Raw genomic sequence first — 16,815 nt, 5'->3', positions numbered from 1 at the left:
AGTGGAGACACTGATGGCGACGGCGAGTTAGATGTAACAGAAACTTGGATTTACGAAGCAAGCTACGTTATCACACAAGATGACATTGATGCTGGTGAAGTCGTTAACCAAGCAACAACGGTGGGTACAGCTCCAGACCAGAGTTCGGTAAGCGCTATTTCAGGAACTGATATAGGAAATGAAGACCCAACGATAATCGAGCTTTGTCAAGATCCTTCCATTGCTTTAATAAAGGTAGGAACTCTAATTGATGAAAATGACGATGGATGTGCCGGTGTAGATGAAACAATTCTATATACCTTCAGCGTTAAAAATACTGGAAACGTTACCCTGAGCAATATCACTGTAACAGATCCAATGGTAAATGTTGTAGGTGGCCCTATTGATTTAGGAGCAGGAGATGAAGACGTTTCTACTTTCACAGCTTTATATACCGTCACTCAAGATGATGTTGATGCTGGACTAATAGAAAACCAGGCTTTTACTGAAGGGATTTCTCCAAATGGAACTCTTGTTTCAGATGAATCTGATAATGCAAATTATTTAGACGACAATCCAACGGTAACAGATCTATGTCAGAATCCTTCAATCGGATTAGAAAAATCTGGAGTGTTTAACGATGATAATGATAATGGTGCATCTGATATAGGTGAAACAATTTCTTACTCATTTGCTGTAACCAATACAGGTGATGTTACACTTTACAACATTACTATTGAAGATTTACTTCCTGGTATCGAAATGTCTGGAGGACCAATAGAAGTTTTACTTCCAGGTGAAACAGATAGTACAACCATTACCGGGACCTACACTATAACCGATGGAGATATAATTAAGGGGCAAGTTGAAAACTTCGCTACGGTAACAGGTGAGGATTACTTTGGCATTACAGTAAATGATGACTCTGAAGCAATTGTTATCCTTCCAGATCCATTGAGTTTTGAGATCTTCAACGGTATTACACCAAACGGAGATGGTATGAATGACTACTTCTGGATAAGAGGAATTCACCGTTACCCTAACAATAACGTGAAAATTTTCAACAGATGGGGAGTACTGGTTTATGAAACCAATGGCTATGGAAAAGGTGAAGACGACAGCCAGAATACATTTACAGGTGTTTCTGAAGGGCGTGTAACTGTTCAAGAAGATAAAAACCTACCAACAGGAACTTACTTCTATGTACTGACTTTCCAAGGAGAAAACCCCGGAAAAGATACCTACACAGGATACTTATATATTAATAGATAGAAAAATCAAATATTCCTGGGAGTATAGCTCCCAGGATTAAAAATACATAACTATGAAACACAGTTATCTAACACTAATAATTTTGATTTTACTTGGCACGTTTTCAAGTAATGCGCAGCAGGATCCACAGTATACACAATACATGTACAATACGCAGGTGGTAAATCCTGCATATGCTGGAAATCGTGAGGTTCTAAGCTTTGGTCTACTCTATAGAACGCAGTGGGTTAATTTTGGCGATGGAGCTCCCAATACCGGAACCTTTACAGTTAACTCACCAGTGGCCGACAATATGGGCTTAGGGCTATCGATTGTAAATGATAGAATTGGACCAGCGGTTGAAACTAACTTTAATATAGACTATTCTTATTCTATTAATACGTCAGAAAATGCGCAATTATCTTTCGGACTTAAAGCGGGTTTAGATATTTTAGACTTAGATTTTTCTAAACTGAACCTACCAAGAGATGTCTATTCAGATCCTTATTTTGAACAAAATAATATAGATAATAAACTACAGCCACAAATTGGTGCGGGTGTGTATTTCAATACTGAAAAATTCTATGCAGGATTTTCCGTTCCAAATTTCTTGACCACCAAACATTTTGATAAAAGCAGTATAGTAAATTCATCAGTAGAAACAACAGCTTCAGAACGTATGCACTTTTTCTTAATTGCTGGTTATGTGTTTGATATAAGCGATAATTTGAAATTTAAGCCAGCAACGCTTTTTAAAATGGTTAATGGTTCCCCGTTGCAAGCAGATGTTTCGGCAAACTTCTTATTGTACGATAAACTAACACTTGGCGCCGCTTACAGATGGAGTGCCGCAATGAGTGGAATGGTTGGTTTTCAAGCTACCGACGATATATTTATTGGCTTTGCTTACGATTATCAAACAACAGATATTGAGGCGTATAGCGATGGCTCTTATGAAGTTATGCTTCGCTTTGAATTGTTTAACAGACCCGAAAGAGTGTTAACTCCAAGATTCTTCTAAAAAAAATAATGACTATGAATACAATAGTACGAAACATATTTGTTTTTGCCTTTGTAGCTCTTGCTGCGGGAAGTGCGTATGGGCAGAAAAGAGATATAAAAAAAGCAAATAAAGAATTTGATAAATTTGCTTACATCGATGCGCGGCACATCTACTTAAAAGTGGTAGAAGACGGGTATGAATCTGCTGAAATTTATAAAAATTTAGGCGACACCTATTATTTTAACGGAGACTATACCAATGCGGCAAAATGGTACGAAAAGTTAGTAAATAACTTTCCTGATGAAACCGGGCCTAATTACTACTATAGGGCAGCTCAATCTTTAAAAAGCCTAGATAAGCAGGAAGAAAGTAGTGCGCTCTTAAGTACTTATACAGTAAAAGGTGGATCGGGCTTTGTTATAAAAACCTACGAAGAAGATGAGAACTATTTAAAAAGTACCGTTTTTAAATCAAGACAATTTGTTGTTGAAATGTCTCCCATAAGTACAACAACCTCAGATTTTGGACCTACATTTTATATGAAAGATAAGGTGGTTTATGCCTCAGCAGCCAATACCACTGGAGGCGAATTAGACCAATGGACACAAGAGCCATTTTTAGATTTATTTATTGCAGATGCAGATGACGAGGGAGAACTCAGTAACCCAACACCCTTAGAAGGTGAAATAAATACCGAATATCATGAATCTACCGCTGCGTTTTCAAAAGAAGGAGATACAGTATATTTTACAAGAAATAATTTTATTGAAGGAAAAAAAGGTCTCGATAAATCTAAGAAGTTTAAAACCTTAAGACTGAGTTTGTATAGAGCGACAAAATCTGAAAATAATACGTGGAAAGACGTTGTAGAGTTGCCTTTTAACAGTAAAAAATACTCTGTTGCCCATCCTGCTTTAAGTGCCGATGGAAAAAAACTGTATTTTTCTTCTGATATGCCCGGCACATTAGGAAAGTCTGACCTTTGGTATGTAACTATTCTAGATGATGATACATACGGAACGCCAGTAAATTTAGGACCGAAAGTCAATACAGCAGGTAGAGAATCATTTCCTTTTGTTAGCGATAAAAACAATCTATACTTTTCTAGCGACGGACGATCAGGCTTAGGAGGTTATGATGTTTTTGTTTCTTCACTTAATGCCGAAGGAATGCCAGAAGCTCCTACAAACTTAGGCGAGCCCGCTAATAGTGCTAAGGATGATTTTGGATTTATTATAGACGAAGAATCTAGAATAGGATACCTTTCTTCAAATAGAGATGGTGATGGCGGTAGTATAGACGATGATATTTATTTAGTAAAAGAAAAATGTAGAATAACAATTGAAGGGATAGTTTTTGATAGTGAAACTAAAGATCCATTACCAGGAGCCAACGTTTCACTCCTTGACGAAAACAATCAACTGGTTACACAAGTTTCCGCAAATACTGATGGTAGTTATAGCTTTATCGCAGATTGTGGAAAGCAACTAACAGTTCGTGGAATGAAAGAAGGATATAACCCTTACGAAGAAGTTATAGAAACTCCCGTACGTTCAGGAACTATTAATGTTCCATTGCCTTTAGATAGAATTGGACCTTGCCCGCCCAACGATTTAGGTTGTCGTTTAAACCTTCAGCCAATCTACTTTGATTTTGACAAGTCATACATCCGACCAGATGCTGAAATAGAATTGGCTAAAATTCTTGCAGCCTTGAGAGAGTATCCAGAAATTGTTATTCATATTGAATCGCATACAGATTCTCGAGGTAGTGATTCATACAACGAAAGTCTATCTGAACGCCGTGCACAATCAACCCTTAATTGGTTGGTGAGTAAAGGCATTGATAGAGATAGGCTAAGTGCGAAAGGATATGGTGAATCGCAATTGGTAAATAACTGTTCAAACGGTGTGCCTTGTTCAGCTGAAGAACATCAACTAAATAGGAGGTCAATGTTCATCATTAAGAATTAGGTTTTTTAGATTAATTTTTATAAAAACGTTCAATACATTGTATTGAGCGTTTTTTGCTTTTAGAACAGCAACCGATTTCGTATTTTTGAGCCAAAACAAAGTTTTTAATGGAAGAAGAAAAAGTAGTTCTCGTTGATGAAAACGATCAAAAAATTGGGCTAATGCCAAAAATGGAAGCGCACGAAAAGGGATTGCTCCACAGAGCGTTTTCGGTTTTTGTATTTAATTCTAAAAATGAATTGATGCTACAACAGCGAGCTCTGCATAAGTATCACACTCCAGGCCTTTGGGCAAATACTTGCTGTAGCCATCAACGCGATGGAGAGACTTCTCTAGACGCCGGAAAAAGAAGGCTTTTTGAAGAAATGGGGTTTAGTACAGATTTAAAAGAAACAACTACTTTTATTTATAAAGCACCCTTTGACAATGGATTGACAGAACACGAACTAGATCATATCTTGGTGGGAAACTATGAGGGAGAGCCCGAAATTAACCCAGACGAGGTAGCCGCATGGAAATGGATGGATTTAGAGGAAGTAAAAAAAGATATTGAAGCCAACCCAGATATTTATACAGCTTGGTTTAAGATTATTTTTGATAAATTTTATCAACATATCTTAGTATGAGTTTGACGGTTTATAGAAAAGCACATTTTAACGCAGCCCACAGACTTTTTAAAAAGGAATGGGACGATGCAAAAAACTATGCGGTTTTCGGAAAATGCAGCAACCCCAATTATCACGGCCATAATTATGAGCTTGAAGTTGGAATTACTGGTGAAATAGATCCTGAAACGGGTTTTTTGATGGATTTAAAAATTCTAAAAAAAATTATTAAAGAGGAAGTTGAAGACGCATTTGATCATAAAAACCTAAACCTCGAAGTGCAAGAGTTTAAAAACCTGAACCCTACGGTAGAAAACATTGCTATTGTTATCTGGAATAAGATGCGTGCACGAGTAAGTGAGGCCTATAAAATTTCAATAAAACTCTACGAAACCCCTAGAAATTTTGTTATTTACACAGGAGATAAATGAATGTACCCGAGACGCTATATCCTTTAAAATTTCGGCCTATTCTCAAAGAAAAAATTTGGGGAGGGGAGAAGCTAAAAAAATTTTTTTCTAAAAACGCAACGGGTAAAATTGGAGAAAGCTGGGAAATATCGGGCCTAGAAAACAACGCTTCGGTTGTCACAAACGGATCGCTCAAAGGGAAAACCTTACCATGGGTATTGCGTACCTATAAGGAAAAACTGGTGGGAGACCGTGTATATCGAGATTTTGGAAACAATTTTCCGTTACTTTTTAAATTTATAGATGCCCAGAAAAATCTTTCGGTTCAAGTACATCCTGATGATGCTTTAGCAAAAGAGCGACATAATTCCTTTGGTAAAACGGAGATGTGGTATATTTTGAATGCCGAAAAAGATGCTAAAATTATTCTCGGCTTTAATGAAAATATAGATCAGGAACGTTATTTAAACGCGCTATCCAAAAAACAAGTTACCAGCATATTAAATTCACAAGAGGTTAAAAAAGGAGATGCATTTATTTTGCATCCAGGAACAGTACACGCAATTGGTGCGGGGGTTTTGCTGGCAGAAATTCAACAAACTTCAGATATTACCTATAGAATTTACGACTGGGACCGGCCAGACGTTAATGGTAAAATGCGTCAACTGCATAACGATTTAGCTCTGGAGGCAATTGATTTCTCTCCTTCAGAAGCAAAACTCAGTTATTCCGAAGCGATAAATACGCCAAGCTCAATGGGCAGCACGGTTTTCTTTTCGGTAAATAAACTAAAGCTTTCAAAAGACTATGTTCGCAAGTTAGAAAACTTAGGGTCCTTTACGGTATATATGTGTTTAGAGGGAAGCGCTTTAATACAAACCAATCATTTTTCAGAAAATATTACGAAGGGCGAAACCATTTTAATTCCAGCTCAAGTACCTGAAATAAAAATCAGTACCAATTCTGCAAGTTTTTTAGAGGTATTCATACCGTAAAACTTCGTATCTTTGCAAAAATTTTAAAAATTAATAGTAATTAAAAATTGATTCTCGCAAAGGCGGGAAGTTATAACATGGCAAACGTAAGAGATTTAAAGAAGGACATTAACTATGTTTTGGGCGATATCATTGAAGCGGTATATGTTTGGGAACTGACTAATCCAGAAAAAGAAAACACAAAAGCCGAAGCCATTATAGACGAGGCTATTGGTACTTTTGATGAGCTTATTGCAAAAGTGAATGAGAAAAAAGTTGAAGACAAAAAGAAGCACTTTAAAGCTGTAAACGCTGAACTGGAAGTGCGAGGCCGAAAGCTAATTGACCAGATAAACGCCTTATAAAAGCGTATCAGACTTTTTCCGATCTATAATAAAAGACTCCAATTCCTTACCGTATTTGGAGTCTTTTATTTTTGGGGAAAGCGCATTATAAACGGTATCTAAATACTTAATGTTTGCGTCATAAACTTCACTGAGCACTAAATATGGAGCCACTTCGGTGTTACTGTTGTTTAGTGCAAAATTAATAGTTGCAAAGTATTTATTGGAAAGCAACATACGTTGTTTCTCATCAATTTTAAATGCAGCCGAATCGTCTTTTTTCGGGTTGATTTTTAAGCGCTCCTCAATCAAGTTTAAATTTCGGGTTACGTATCTGTTTTTAAGCTTTAAAAACTTCTTTAGCGTTTTATCATTTTCCGACCCCGTAACAACGGCAGCACTCCCAAAGTTCTTTAGGTTTGTTTTAATGTTGATGGCACTGTTTTCGGCAAAAAAAGTAATCCTATCGTCTTTTAATGTGCCGTCCTTTAACCTAACGTATAGGTAATATACTTCCGGGCTTTTAATTTTTTCGGAAAAAGAAAAGTCTGAATTTCCATCTACAACCATTGAATCTACAGAAATAAGAGTTGTGTCCTCAAATTTTTGAAGTAAGATAACACCCTTCTTTAGGCCCTTAACAGTACCGGTAAGATTCATTACTTCTTCGTCTTGCGAGGTGCAGCCCACAATAGATAAAAACAGAATGGATAGAGATAGAAAATAGCGCATTTTAATTTTTTTAAAGTATAAAGCCATTCTTAAAATAGCTTCAATTTACGAGGCTGCAAATATGGTTATTATTTCTCAAAAAAATAAGCAATGAAAAGTAGTTTTAAGAGCTTTTTATAGTTGAGATGCTAATAGTAAAATCTTTCACCTACTCTTTCTTTTACATTGTGGAGGCCACTTGCATTAAGACAGTACATAAAATTGCGGCAATGGTACCAACGGCGTATCCAAATACTGCCAATAGCACGCCAACAGTGGCCAAAGAAGGGTGGAAAGCTGAAGCTACAATAGGAGCGGAGGCAGCACCACCAACGTTTGCTTGACTCCCTACTGCTAAGAAAAAGTATGGAGCGCGAATTAATTTAGCTACTAAAATCATTAACCCAGCGTGAATTGCCATCCAAACCAACCCGATAACTATCAAGCCTTTATTTTCAAAAATTAGCGTCAAATCCATCTTCATTCCAATACTTGCAACCAAAATATAGATAAAAACACTACCAAATTTACTTGCGCCGGCACCTTCATACGACTTTACTTTTGTAAAGGAAAGTAACACCCCAATTATGGTGGTAATGGTGATCATCCAGAAAAAGCTGGAATCAAGAAAAGTGAAAATGTTTCTGGTTATTCCTTTCGGGATACCATCTACAACCGAAGTAAAAAATGAACTTAAGAAATTTGCTCCAAAATGCGCGATACTAACCGTTCCGAAAGCGATGGCAGCAAGGATCATTAAATCTGGTAAAGTGGGATTTCTATCTACTTTTGCAGTGTAATCTGAAACTTTTTCCTTTAGGCTTTCAATGGCCGAAGTATCGGCTTTTAACCAGCGGTCAATTTTCGCCGATTTTCCAATTCCGAAGAGCACTATTGCCATCCAAATATTGGCTACTACAATGTCAACAAATACCATCCCGCCATATAGCTTTGGATTGTAGCCGTAAATTTCTAACATTGCCGTTTGGTTAGCGCCCCCGCCAATCCAGCTTCCAGCAAGGGTTGAGAGTCCACGCCACACGGCATCTGCGCCAGCGCCACCTACCGTTTCGGGAGAGATGCTACCAATTATTAAAACTGCCAAGGGGCCGCCAATTACAATCCCGATAGTTCCGGTTATAAACATAATTAGGGCTTTCGGACCTAAGTTAAAAACAGCTTTAAGATCAATACTCAAGGTCATTAATACCAATGCGGCGGGTAATAAATACCTACTAGACATATAGTATAAACTGGTGCTACCCGCAGAAGCTTCTCCCGTTTCGGAAATCGTAGTCCATTCTGGAGCTATTACCCCCGTTGTAGTCAATAACGCAGGAAGAAAGTACGCCATAAATAAAGCCGGAACAATACCATAGAATTTTTTCCAAAAACCATCTGTTTTAGATGAAGTATAAAAAATGAAGCCCAAGACCAACATTAAAACCCCAAAAACAATGGTGTCGTTTGTAAAAAATGGCGTCGTATCTTTTATGATTTCCGTGGCTGTATCCTGCATGGTTAAATTGTTTGCCGCAAAATACATTATTTTTTTGATTCGTCAAATTGCAGCCGAAGATCTATCGCCTTAATGCCGTGTATTGTTGCAATGACGTGACTTTAAATTTTAATACTAACGGGAACTTAGATTGATACTGAACCTGCTAACTGGTTTTTATTTTTTAATCAGAAAGTGTCCGATTAAAAGAGTGAGAAAATTTGTTGGGTCAAAGATAATAGGTAATTAGAATATTTTTATTTAATGACAGCATGCTATTATACTTAGCATCAAAATTTATCAATTAAAAAGTATGTTTAATCAATTTTATCTAGTTTTCAATCTATTAAAAAGCAAGTCTTACGTCTTATGTCTTTCAGCGCAGCGGCCTTATATCTTAGTCGGACACGACTATTTTTTAATCAGAAAGTGTCCGATTAAAATAATTAAAAACCCACGTGTTTCAGCAATACTATACTTTTAGAATATTAAAAAAAAAGACTCCTTGCTATAGAAGCTCTAATTATGGACAAACGTTTTAAAAAATACAAAATGAATCAAAATTGATTATCAGGTGGTCGCGGTTCTAGTTGTATGTTTGTTAATGCACATCAGGCAGATCTTAAGCTATACACGTAGCAGTTCAAATGTTTTTGTTGGACGCTACTGTTTTTTAATGAAATTACTAATGGAGTCTATAAGCGCTGGCATTACCGGAAGGTTATGAATGTTGTAGGTTTTGCTGTTTTCCAGAGCGTTACCTTCAACTTCCTTAAAAATATGATTCATTTTAGGAATGATTTCAAACTGCGCATCGGGCTTTGCTTCCTTTAGAAGTTCTGCTTCAGAAACTTGAACCTGAATATCATTATCGCCATTTAGTATTAAAACGGGGATGTTTAATTTCGCTATTTCCACTTGTGGGTCATATTGCATCCAGGTAGAAATAAAGGGCTGAATCTCTTTTCTGAAAATAGATGCCAATCCGGGACTATAGCTGTCTGTTTCGCCATTTTCCCGAAGCTCGGCAAACGCAGTAGTTGCATTGTTCACCAAGCCGGGAGCCTGCTGCCCCAATTGGTCTATAATCACTTTGTCTATACCTTGCCCGGCACCCGAAATAGAAATAAATCCGTCAGCTTTATTTTTTGCTGCTACCATACCAACCAAGGAACCTTGGCTGTGACCAATGATAAATATTTTCGAAAAACGAGGGTCTTTTTTAAAGTAATCAAGAATAGCAATGGCATCGTCAATAAAATGATCAAACCGAACGTTTTTTTCTTCTATACTGCCCAGCTTCATTTGTTTTACAATTCGCTTGTCATATCTAAACGTAGCGATGTTTTTATTATAAAGACCTTCTGCTAAAAACCGTAGTGAATTGTTTACCAGCATTTGTTGATTTCCGTCTCTATCTGTTGGACCACTGCCACCAATAATTATTGCTAAGGGTGGTTTTTCCTCGGCTTTAGGTAATAATAAAGTTCCTTCAACCAATGGGGTGATGCTGAGGTCCTCACTTTGTTGTTTTTTAGTTTGGGCAGAAACTACTCCGGTAAAAAGGAGTAATAATATAAGTAAGTTTTTCATTTTCATTTTTAGATTGTTTTGCGGAGAAATTCTCAATGCTAAGATAACTTAAAAATATTGCTTCCTATTGTTGTGTGTTGTAAAACGGTGTTTTTAGTTAAAATTTGAAACAGGACTAATGGGAAACAAGAACCTGGACTCAATAAAACCTGAAGTTAGAAACTAGAAAGAAAAGAGATTTTTGATAGTTATCAAAAGTTTACTTAAAAGATTTTTTTATCCAGTAACTAGAATGAAAACTGATATTAATACTATATTTGAAGCTATCCCCTAAAAAAGCTCAATTCAATTGTGACGCTTCGTAACTTGAAGTGGTTTTATAAAAAACAGAGTCTTTAAAAGGGTGTGTTGTGGAAATAACCTAGTTGTCAGGTTATTGTAATTCCGATGGTACGTCGTAAATCACATAGCCTAACGGAAATTGGTATGCTTACCGAAGTATCGTACACCTGTGTTGGAGACTAATTTTAAAAATTCAACTTATTTCTTTTGGCCCATATTACTATTTAAGATGCTATCTTTGCGCATTAAATTTATACCAGATGAAAAAATTAGTTCTTGTTGCATTTTCACTTTTGTTTTCTGTTTCAACCCTTATAGCGGCCGAAGACTTTGGGAAGACGGGGCATCGTGTAGTAGGTGAAATCGCTGATAATTATTTAAGCGAAAAAGCTAAAGAGGAAGTCGCTAAGCTTTTAAATGGGCACTCCCTGGCCTTTGTTTCTAATTACGGCGATGATATTAAGAGTGACCGTAAATATGACGCTTACGGGCCTTGGCATTACGTCAACTTTCCTTTTGGTGCCAAGTATGAAACTTATCCCAAAAGCGAAAAGGGTGATATTATTCAGGGGATTAACAAGTGCGTTGAAGTTTTAAAGAGCGAAAGAAGCACTAAGGAAGATAAGGCCTTTCATCTTAAGATGCTCGCGCACTTTATAGGCGATTTGCATCAACCACTCCATGTGGGAATTGCAGATGATAAAGGCGGTAACGATTTTCAGGTACGTTGGTTTAATAACGGTACCAACCTACATAAAGTTTGGGATTCTAAAATGCTAGGATCCTATGGCATGTCTTATACCGAGGTGGCAGCAAACAGCGATATGCTTTCAAAAGAAGAGGCAGAGGTAATAATGTCGGGAACTGTTATTGATTGGATGTACGAAAGCCGTGATCTCTGTGAAATTATTTATAAGAATACAGAAATTGGGCAAAAACTGAGTTATAGGTATATGTATGACTATATGAATACGCTTCGGTACCAACTTCAAAAAGGTGGCATCCGTTTAGCTGGAATTTTAAATGAAATTTACGGTTAAAAACTGATGTTAGTCGGAAGTGGTAAAAGGGAATTATTAACGCTATTTATTTCTCAATTTAAAACTTGAATCTTTTCACGTATAAAGATACGCCCAATACATAATTGCAAACTGTAATGGTATTCTTAAAATAAGCGCCCATTTTGGTAGTTTCATTGCTGCTTTTTCATTTTGAAGCATATAAATATGAATGGGTATAAATAGAACCATCAGGGCGATAATTCCCCAGGCTGCAGTTTCTTGTGAGTTTTTGTTCATCAGCATAAACCCCAAAATCATTTCTACAATACCACTTATCGAAACCATTGTACTGCGTGCTGGTATATAGGGCGGCATGATTCGCTCATACAATTTTGGTTTTCTAAAATGATTCATTCCTGCAAGAACAAAAACTACGCCCATTAAATATTGATGCCAAGGTAACATATGCTTATATTTTAAGTTTTTAAAAGTAGGTCTTTTTAAATTTGCAACAATAACGAATTGCAGTAAAAGATAAAAGCCTTTCCAAACGCAAGTTTAGAAAGGCTTTTAAAATATAGGTCAATATAGTCTGTAGTTAATAAGCATAGCAACTCAGCTTCTACGACTAAAAACTACGGACTAAGCCGACTACTTGATCATCTCGTAGCTGCGCTTAATAAAGGCTGTAAGCTCTTCTCCTTTTAAAAGGTTTTTGCTCAACCTTGCCAAATCTAAAGATTGATTTACCAAACGCTCCTTTTTCTTTTTGGTTTTCGTGTTCAAGATTTCGCTTACCAATTCGTGATTGGTGTTTACGATTAAATTGTACATTTCTGGGAAGCCTCCCATGCCGAACATACCGCCGCCACCGCCAGATTTTTGCATGTCTTTCATTCTTCGCATAAATTCTGGCTCTGTGATGATAAACGGATTCGCATTACTATCCATAGCTTCTAGTTGTACGGTGAATTTTTCCTTAGGCACAACCTCGTCTAGGAAGGTTTTTAGACTTTCTTTTTCTTCATCAGAAAGTTTTGAAATCTGCTCTTCGTCTTTTTTGATAAGGTTCTCCACATGATCACTATCTACGCGAACAAAAGAAATGTTTTCCTCGCTTCCTTCAACCTTTTGAAGTAAATGTGATACAATTGGCGAATCTAGCAGTAAAACTTCATAGCCTTTTTCCTTAGCCGCTTCAATATAACTGTGTTGTTCATCTTGGTTTGAAGCGTAAAGAATTACGAGCTTGTCGTCTTTGTCGGTTTGATTGTCCTTTATTTTTTCTTTTAATTCAGAAAATGTAAAATAGGTGTTGTCAACTGTTGGATAAAGTGCGAAATCCTTAGATTTTTCGAAGAATTTATCCTCGGTTAGCATGCCGTATTCTATAACAATTTTAATGTCGTTCCATTTCTTTTCAAAACCTTCACGATCATTATTAAACAAGCTTTTTAGCTTATCGGCAACCTTTCTGGTAATGTAACTCGCAATCTTTTTTACGGCACCATCTGCCTGTAAGTAGCTTCGCGAAACGTTTAGCGGAATATCTGGGCTGTCTATTACCCCTCTAAGCATGGTAAGAAACTCAGGAACAATTCCTTCAACATTATCGGTAACAAAAACTTGGTTTTGATAAAGCTGAATTTTATCCTTTTGAATGTTCATATCGTCCGCCATTTTCGGAAAGTATAAAATTCCGGTAAGGTTAAACGGATAATCAACATTTAAGTGAATGTGGAAAAGCGGCTCTTCCATTTGCATTGGGTACAACTCGCGATAAAATTCGTTGTAGTCCTTTTCCTCTAGCTCTGTAGGTTGTTTGGTCCATGCTGGGTTAGGGTTGTTGATTATGTTATCAACTTCCTTAGTTGGTGCTGGGTCTTCTTCTTTTGCATCTTCAGGCTTCGGAAGTGTTTCAGTACGTTTCCCAAACTTGATAGGAATTGGCATAAACTTGTTGTACTTAACCAATAATTCAGAAATACGGTTTTCTTCTAAAAACTCGGTAGAATCTTCAGCAATATGAAGAATGATTTCAGTACCGCGCTCTTGTTTATCGGCTTCTTCCAAAGAAAACTCTGGCGAACCATCACAGGTCCAATGCACAGCAGGTTCATCTTTGTAGCTTTTGGTAATTATTTCAACCTTTTCGGCAACCATAAAAGCAGAGTAAAAACCTAGACCAAAATGACCGATGATACCGGCATCTTTCCCATCCTTGTCTTTGTATTTTTCTATAAACTCCTCGGCACCGGAAAAAGCAATCTCGTTGATGTATTTTTCAACTTCGTCTTTAGTCATCCCAATTCCTTGGTCTATAATCCGAAGTTGTTTCTTCTCTTTATCCAGTTTTATATCTATTACTGGATTGCCATATTCAACGCCCTTAGCCTCACCAATATTAGCAAGGTGCTTTAGCTTTAAAGTAGCATCGGTAGCATTTGAAATTAACTCGCGAAGAAAGATTTCGTGGTCGCTGTATAAAAACTTTTTAATCAGCGGAAAAATATTATCCACTGATACATTGATAGTTCCTTTACTCATGTTGTTTATTATTTATTGTGTGTTAAAATTATATGTTGTCTGTTTGTAATACTTACTGTTGTTTTATATTGAACAAGCTCTTTTTATATGCTCTTCTTAGAATCCTGTTGCAAACTTTAAATGTATTTGCTCTAAAACAGGACAAAAAACAACTTTAAATACTATTGCATCCTCTTGACTAACTGATAGCCTACAAGTCAAAAAAAATACCAAGCCTTAAAATGCTGACACCTTGTCACCTAGTTTTAGCTCCGCTTAAAATGTTATAAAATTATCTTGAAGACTGTTTTGTATGAAATGTCCTTAAAAATGATCCGCGCTTTAATTGTGATTAAAAAATTAGTCCTTTTTAAGGAGGGGTGAAATTATCCAGAATTAACTCGGTTTAAATTATAGGAGCATAAACTTTAACAGAACATTCTGTTTAAGATGTGCTAAATAAGTTTAAACAGTCCTTATCTTTGTCTATATTTCTAAATTACGAATCTAATTCATTTTTAAATACTTACCACATTATGGCAGGCGTAAAGAAAAAGTCTTCAACTTCAAAGAAAGTTGTCCCAAAAACAAAAATCGATAAGGAGAAAATTATTTCTTTATATATGGAATCAGTTCTTCGGAATGAAAAAGCACCCAAAAGTGTGTTTAAATTTTGTGACGAGAATAACTTTAAAGAAGCAGAGTTTTACAAGCACTTTGGTTCGTTTGATGGATTACAGATGGAAATATGGAACTCTTTCTATCAACAAACTATTCAACTGGCAAATAACAACGAAGCTTTTCACACGTATTCGAATAAAGAAAAGATGCTCACGTTTTTCTACACCTTTTTCGAGTTGCTTACTTTAAATAGAAGTTATGTGCTTTTCACTTTAAAGGAACAAAGCAGTGTGATGAAAAGTTTAAGTCAGTTAAAAGGACTTCGGAAAAACATTAAAAACTTTGCTTCGGAACTTATCCGCGAGAATAATGAGGATAAAAAACTCAAAGCCCTAAAGCAATCTATTACGGTTTTTTCTGAAGGAGCTTGGTTGCAGACCTTCTTTTTAATGAAATATTGGATGGACGATAATTCTGCAGAGTTTGAAAATACAGATGTGGCAATTGAAAAATCGGTGCGCGCAATATTTGATGTTTTCGATACCCAACCGTTGGAAAGTGTTCTCGATTTTGGGAAGTTTTTGTGGAAAGAAAAAATGGCCTAATGAAGACACTAGATAAAATACCTACCCATAAAATACAACGCGCCTCAAAGTTGATGACCACGGGCGTAAAAGTTGGAGGCAACTATTTAAAATATTACGGTAAAAAGCTTGTAAACAATGAGCACACCAAGGAAGAGCTTAACGAGAGCAATGCTACAGATATTTATGACAGTTTAAAGAATTTAAAGGGAAGTGCTCTTAAAGTTGCCCAAATGCTCAGTATGGAAAAGAACATTATGCCTCGGGCTTATGTAGAAAAGTTTTCGTTGGCACAATTTCAGGTGCCGCCACTTTCCGCACCGCTGGTTCGCAAGACTTTTAAAAAATATTTTGGTGATACTCCAGAAAGTCTTTACGATTCTTTTGAAGCCGAATCTGTTGCTGCCGCTAGTATTGGGCAAGTTCATAAGGCTACAAAAGACGGTAAAAACCTCGCGGTTAAAATTCAATATCCTGGCGTTGCAGAGAGTATAAGTAGCGATTTGGCAATGGTAAAACCCGTTGCTATGAAAATGTTTAATATCAAGGGAAAAGACAGCGATAAATATTTTCAAGAAGTTGAAGGGAAGTTGCTAGAGGAAACCAATTATGTTCTGGAAGTGGAACAAAGTAAAGCCATCACGCAAGCCTGTAGTAGTATATCAAACTTGAGGTTTCCTGAGTATTATGAAGCGCTTTCCAACCAGCGTATTATTACAATGGATTGGATGGAAGGACAGCATTTGTCTGAATTTGCAAAAAGTAATACGAATACCGAAAAAGCCAATAAAGTGGGCCAGACCCTATGGGATTTCTATATGTTCCAGATGCATCAATTAAAACGTGTGCATGCCGATCCGCATCCTGGTAATTTCTTGGTAGATGAAAATGCCAATTTAATCGCGATTGATTTTGGATGTGTAAAAAATGTACCGGAAGAGTTTTATACGCCATATTTTGAATTGGCAAAGCCAGAGAATATCAATAATCCAGAAGTGTTTTTAGAGAAAATGTACGCTTTGGAAATATTAAAGAAAGAAGACACTCCAGAAGAGACAAAGTTTTTTTCTGAATTGTTTTATGAAATGTTGAGTCTGTTTACAAAACCCTTCCACAGCGAAACTTTTGATTTTGCCGATGAAACCTTTTTTGGGCAAATTGCAGAACTTAGTAATAAATATTCAAAAGATACCGAATTGCGAAAAATGAATGGGAATAGAGGCTCTAAACACTTTTTATATATTAATAGAACGTTTTTCGGACTCTACAATTTAATGAATGATTTGGGAGCGAAGGTTTCCATTAACAATTACAAAAATTTCGTCTAAACTTTAACAAAACTTTGTTTAATTCATTAACAACCTCATTAGACAAAGTGTTCTATCTTTACAAAGAAATAATTGGATATTAAATTGCTATGAAAAAGTAAAATATTCTATTATTTAATTGGTTAGGTTGTT

The 16,815-nt window shown here is 36.4% G+C and carries 15 protein-coding genes; 10 read left to right on the top strand and 5 right to left on the bottom strand.

Going from position 1 to position 16,815, the window contains the following annotated elements; translation table 11 throughout:
• The 7 genes from QPK98_RS07195 to QPK98_RS07165 all read left to right on the top strand — a co-directional run.
• Positions 1-1,251: DUF7507 domain-containing protein (locus QPK98_RS07195; RefSeq protein WP_310992434.1), on the top strand; the 1,251-nt coding region annotated here is incomplete at its 5' end.
• Between the two features lie 52 nt (positions 1,252-1,303).
• Entirely contained in the window at positions 1,304-2,251 is a 948-nt protein-coding gene (locus QPK98_RS07190) for a PorP/SprF family type IX secretion system membrane protein (RefSeq protein WP_310992433.1), read from the top strand.
• A 14-nt stretch (positions 2,252-2,265) separates the two neighbouring features.
• Positions 2,266-4,206, top strand: coding sequence for an OmpA family protein (locus tag QPK98_RS07185; RefSeq protein ID WP_310992432.1), 1,941 nt, complete (start codon positions 2,266-2,268; stop codon positions 4,204-4,206).
• A 107-nt stretch (positions 4,207-4,313) separates the two neighbouring features.
• Positions 4,314-4,832, top strand: coding sequence for an isopentenyl-diphosphate Delta-isomerase (gene idi / locus QPK98_RS07180; RefSeq protein WP_310992431.1), 519 nt, complete (start codon positions 4,314-4,316; stop codon positions 4,830-4,832).
• Positions 4,829-5,242, top strand: a complete 414-nt coding sequence (locus tag QPK98_RS07175; protein WP_310992430.1) for a 6-pyruvoyl trahydropterin synthase family protein — start codon at positions 4,829-4,831, stop codon at positions 5,240-5,242. The genes idi and QPK98_RS07175 overlap by 4 nt, the downstream gene beginning before the upstream one ends.
• On the top strand, positions 5,239-6,216 hold the full coding sequence (locus QPK98_RS07170; RefSeq protein ID WP_310992429.1) for a type I phosphomannose isomerase catalytic subunit: 978 nt from the start codon (positions 5,239-5,241) through the stop codon (positions 6,214-6,216). Before QPK98_RS07175 ends, QPK98_RS07170 begins: the two co-directional genes overlap by 4 nt.
• Before the next feature lie 77 nt (positions 6,217-6,293).
• On the top strand, positions 6,294-6,560 hold the full coding sequence (locus QPK98_RS07165; protein ID WP_310992442.1) for a hypothetical protein: 267 nt from the start codon (positions 6,294-6,296) through the stop codon (positions 6,558-6,560).
• Here the strand turns inward: QPK98_RS07165 and QPK98_RS07160 are convergent.
• The 3 genes from QPK98_RS07160 to QPK98_RS07150 all read right to left on the bottom strand — a co-directional run bounded on the left by QPK98_RS07160 (position 6,555) and on the right by QPK98_RS07150 (position 10,341).
• Entirely contained in the window at positions 6,555-7,271 is a 717-nt protein-coding gene (locus QPK98_RS07160) for a DUF4369 domain-containing protein (protein ID WP_310992428.1), read from the bottom strand. The genes QPK98_RS07165 and QPK98_RS07160 overlap by 6 nt on opposite strands.
• 160 nt (positions 7,272-7,431) lie before the next feature.
• Positions 7,432-8,769 carry a DUF819 family protein gene (locus tag QPK98_RS07155; RefSeq protein WP_310992440.1) on the bottom strand — a complete coding sequence of 446 codons (1,338 nt, stop codon included), beginning with the start codon at positions 8,767-8,769 and terminating at the stop codon, positions 7,432-7,434.
• A gap of 642 nt (positions 8,770-9,411) precedes the next feature.
• Entirely contained in the window at positions 9,412-10,341 is a 930-nt protein-coding gene (locus QPK98_RS07150; RefSeq protein ID WP_310992426.1) for an alpha/beta hydrolase family protein, read from the bottom strand.
• 542 nt (positions 10,342-10,883) lie between these two features.
• Between QPK98_RS07150 and QPK98_RS07145 the strand changes: the two genes are divergently transcribed.
• Positions 10,884-11,663, top strand: coding sequence for a S1/P1 nuclease (locus tag QPK98_RS07145; RefSeq protein WP_310992425.1), 780 nt, complete (start codon positions 10,884-10,886; stop codon positions 11,661-11,663).
• 75 nt (positions 11,664-11,738) lie between these two features.
• Here QPK98_RS07145 and QPK98_RS07140 read toward each other — a convergent pair whose 3' ends face one another.
• Together QPK98_RS07140 and htpG are read right to left on the bottom strand one after the other, a co-directional pair.
• Positions 11,739-12,089, bottom strand: a complete 351-nt coding sequence (locus QPK98_RS07140; RefSeq protein WP_310992424.1) for a DoxX family protein — start codon at positions 12,087-12,089, stop codon at positions 11,739-11,741.
• Positions 12,090-12,275: 186 nt separating this feature from the next.
• Positions 12,276-14,171, bottom strand: coding sequence for a molecular chaperone HtpG (htpG, locus tag QPK98_RS07135; protein ID WP_310992423.1), 1,896 nt, complete (start codon positions 14,169-14,171; stop codon positions 12,276-12,278).
• 461 nt (positions 14,172-14,632) lie between these two features.
• Between htpG and QPK98_RS07130 the strand changes: the two genes are divergently transcribed.
• Entirely contained in the window at positions 14,633-15,376 is a 744-nt protein-coding gene (locus QPK98_RS07130; RefSeq protein WP_310992422.1) for a TetR family transcriptional regulator C-terminal domain-containing protein, read from the top strand.
• Positions 15,376-16,683, top strand: coding sequence for an ABC1 kinase family protein (locus tag QPK98_RS07125; protein ID WP_310992421.1), 1,308 nt, complete (start codon positions 15,376-15,378; stop codon positions 16,681-16,683). The genes QPK98_RS07130 and QPK98_RS07125 overlap by 1 nt, the downstream gene beginning before the upstream one ends.
• The last annotated feature ends 132 nt before the right edge of the window (positions 16,684-16,815 follow it).

The organism is Aequorivita marina (genome assembly GCF_031631895.2).
In the GTDB taxonomy this organism is placed as follows: domain Bacteria; phylum Bacteroidota; class Bacteroidia; order Flavobacteriales; family Flavobacteriaceae; genus Aequorivita; species Aequorivita marina.
Note: the sequence above shows the minus strand (reverse complement) of the source record. Positions and strands in the feature narration are given on the sequence as shown.

Coding starts and splice junctions, on each gene's coding strand:
- QPK98_RS07190 (WP_310992433.1), top strand. CDS start 1,304: ATGAAACACAGTTATCTAACACTAATAATTTTGATTTTACTTGGCACG.
- QPK98_RS07185 (WP_310992432.1), top strand. CDS start 2,266: ATGAATACAATAGTACGAAACATATTTGTTTTTGCCTTTGTAGCTCTT.
- idi (WP_310992431.1), top strand. CDS start 4,314: ATGGAAGAAGAAAAAGTAGTTCTCGTTGATGAAAACGATCAAAAAATT.
- QPK98_RS07175 (WP_310992430.1), top strand. CDS start 4,829: ATGAGTTTGACGGTTTATAGAAAAGCACATTTTAACGCAGCCCACAGA.
- QPK98_RS07170 (WP_310992429.1), top strand. CDS start 5,239: ATGAATGTACCCGAGACGCTATATCCTTTAAAATTTCGGCCTATTCTC.
- QPK98_RS07165 (WP_310992442.1), top strand. CDS start 6,294: ATGGCAAACGTAAGAGATTTAAAGAAGGACATTAACTATGTTTTGGGC.
- QPK98_RS07160 (WP_310992428.1), bottom strand. CDS start 7,271: ATGCGCTATTTTCTATCTCTATCCATTCTGTTTTTATCTATTGTGGGC.
- QPK98_RS07155 (WP_310992440.1), bottom strand. CDS start 8,769: ATGCAGGATACAGCCACGGAAATCATAAAAGATACGACGCCATTTTTT.
- QPK98_RS07150 (WP_310992426.1), bottom strand. CDS start 10,341: ATGAAAAACTTACTTATATTATTACTCCTTTTTACCGGAGTAGTTTCT.
- QPK98_RS07145 (WP_310992425.1), top strand. CDS start 10,884: ATGAAAAAATTAGTTCTTGTTGCATTTTCACTTTTGTTTTCTGTTTCA.
- QPK98_RS07140 (WP_310992424.1), bottom strand. CDS start 12,089: ATGTTACCTTGGCATCAATATTTAATGGGCGTAGTTTTTGTTCTTGCA.
- htpG (WP_310992423.1), bottom strand. CDS start 14,171: ATGAGTAAAGGAACTATCAATGTATCAGTGGATAATATTTTTCCGCTG.
- QPK98_RS07125 (WP_310992421.1), top strand. CDS start 15,376: ATGAAGACACTAGATAAAATACCTACCCATAAAATACAACGCGCCTCA.